Source organism: Streptomyces sp. NPDC059456 (assembly GCF_042750055.1).
Classification (GTDB): domain Bacteria; phylum Actinomycetota; class Actinomycetes; order Streptomycetales; family Streptomycetaceae; genus Streptomyces.
Window position 1 is genome coordinate 4,583 of the sequence record NZ_JBHYVA010000469.1, and the last position, 2,225, is coordinate 6,807.

A 2,225-nucleotide genomic window follows, 5' to 3' on the forward strand; every position below is an offset into this window, starting at 1 on the left:
GACGGCACCCCCGCCGCCCCGCCCGCCGCCCACCCCGAGCTGCTGGCGCTCGTCGGCCACACCCCCCTCGCCCGCATCCGTACCGCGCTGCCGCACCCCCACCCCGGCTTCTGGGCCAAACTCGAAGGCCTCGGCGCGGGCGGCATGAAGGCGCGCGGGGCCGTGTCGATGCTGCGCGGCGCCCGGGCCCGGGGTGAACTGCGCCCCGGCGCACCGGTGGTGGAGTCCACGTCCGGCACCCTCGGCCTCGGTCTCGCCTTCGCCGGGCAGGCCCTCGGACACCCCGTCGTCCTCGTCGGCGACAGCGAACTCGAACCGGCCATGCGGCAGCTGCTGCGCGCCCACGGAGCCCGCCTCGAACTCGTCGGCGAGCCCGCCCGGGAAGGCGGCTGGCAGGCCGCCCGCCTCGCCCGGCTGCGCGAGCTGCTGCGGCGGATGCCGGACGCGTACTGGCCCGACCAGTACGGCAACCCCGACAACGCGGCCGGCTACCTGCCGATGGCCGCCGAACTGGCCGACCGCCTGGACCACCTCGACGTACTCGTCTGCAGCGTCGGGACCGGCGGGCACAGCGCGGGCCTGGCCGCGCCGCTGCGCCGCCGCTGGCCCCGGCTGCGCGTGATCGGCGTGGACGCCGCCGGCTCCGCGATCTTCGGACAGCGTGCCCGGCCCAGGCTCATGCGCGGGCTCGGCAGCAGCATCCAGCCGCGCAACGTGGCCTACGAGGCGTTCGACGAGGTGCACTGGGTCGGTGCGGCCGAGGCCGTGGACGCCTGCCGGCGGCTGGCCCGCAGCGGCTTCGTCAGCGGCGGCTGGAGCACCGGCGCCGTCGCGCTGGTCTCCGCCTGGGCGGCCGGGGCGGAACCGGGCGCCGTCGTCGCGACCGTCTTCCCCGACGGTCCGCACCGCTACCTCGGCACCGTCTACGACGACGACTTCTGCCGCGTCCACGGCCTGGACGCGGCGACGCCGGCCGTACGGCCCGAGGAGATCGCCCACCCGCGGGCGGCCCCGCCGGCACCCGCGGCCGGCTGGACGCGCTGCCGGACCGTCGTCGACCCCGCAGACCCCGCAGGCCCCGCAGACCCCGCAGACCCCGCAGGCCCCGCAGGCCCCGCCGACGCCGTCGCCCGGGCCGTCCGTACCGCCCGGGTGCCCGCGCCCGCCCGAGGCGGTGGAGCATGCGGCTGACCTGGCGCACCGTACCCCTGGAACTGGCCGAACCGCTGCGCATCTCCCGCTCGGTGATGTCCCGCCGCGACGCCGTCCGCGTCACCGTCGAGCACGACGGGCTGCACGGCCACGGCGAGGCGGTGAGCAGCGCGTACCGGGGCCTGCCGGCCCGGCGGATCACGGCACACCTGGCACGGCTGCGCGGGGCGCTGGAACGCTTCCCCGACCCGGAGACGGCCTGGGCGGGCCTGGGGACCGGCGGGCCGCCGGCCGCGGTGTACGCGGCGGTCGAGGCGGCCGTACTGGACCTGGTGGGCAAGCGGTCCGGCCGGCCCGCCCACCGGGTGCTGGGGACCGAGCGCGCGCCGGCCGCGCCGACCGCCCGGACCATCGGGATCGTCCCGCCCGAACGGGCCGCCGGGGCCGCACACCGCCTCGCCCGGGCCGGATTCGGCGTGCTCAAGGTCAAGGCCGGCTCCGCCGACCCGGCCCGGGACCTCGCCCGGGTCGGGGCCGTGCGGGCGGCGGCCCCCGGAGCCCGCCTGCTGCTCGACCCGAACGGGGCCTGGAGCGAGGAGCAGGCCCGCGGCCTCCTGCCCGCCTTCGCCGCCCTCGGGGTCGAGGCCGTCGAACAGCCGGTCGCGCCCGGCCGCCCCGAGGTGCTCGCCCGCATCGCCCGGGACTCCCCGGTGCCGGTCATCGCCGACGAGGACGCCGTCACGTACGAGGACGCGCTGCGGCTGGCCGGCCGGGTGGACGGGGTCAACGTCAAGCTCGCCGAATGCGGCGGGGTACGCGCCGCCCTGCGGATCTGCGCGGCCCTGGAGGGCAGCGGCACCGAGGTCATGCTCGGCTGCCTCACCGCCAGCTCCCTGGGCATCGCCCCCGCCGTGCACCTCGCCGACCGGGCCCGCTGGGTGGACCTCGACGGGCACCTGCTGCTGGCCGCCGACCCGTGGACCGGGGGCGGCGGGGGGGCCGGGGGCCGGCGGGCCGCCGCGCCCCCCCCGCACCGCGGGCCGGCCCCCCCCAGCGGGCCGGCCCCCCCCGGG

2 protein-coding genes are annotated in these 2,225 nt (G+C 79.4%); both read left to right on the plus strand.

Annotated features, from left to right (window positions below; genetic code table 11):
• Positions 1–39: 39 nt before the first annotated feature.
• Positions 40–1,191, plus strand: coding sequence for a PLP-dependent cysteine synthase family protein (locus ACFXA3_RS30630; RefSeq protein WP_385191915.1), 1,152 nt, complete (start codon positions 40–42; stop codon positions 1,189–1,191).
• On the plus strand, positions 1,182–2,225 hold a 1,044-nt coding region (locus ACFXA3_RS30635; RefSeq protein WP_385191913.1), incomplete at its 3' end, for an enolase C-terminal domain-like protein. The genes ACFXA3_RS30630 and ACFXA3_RS30635, both read left to right, overlap by 10 nt.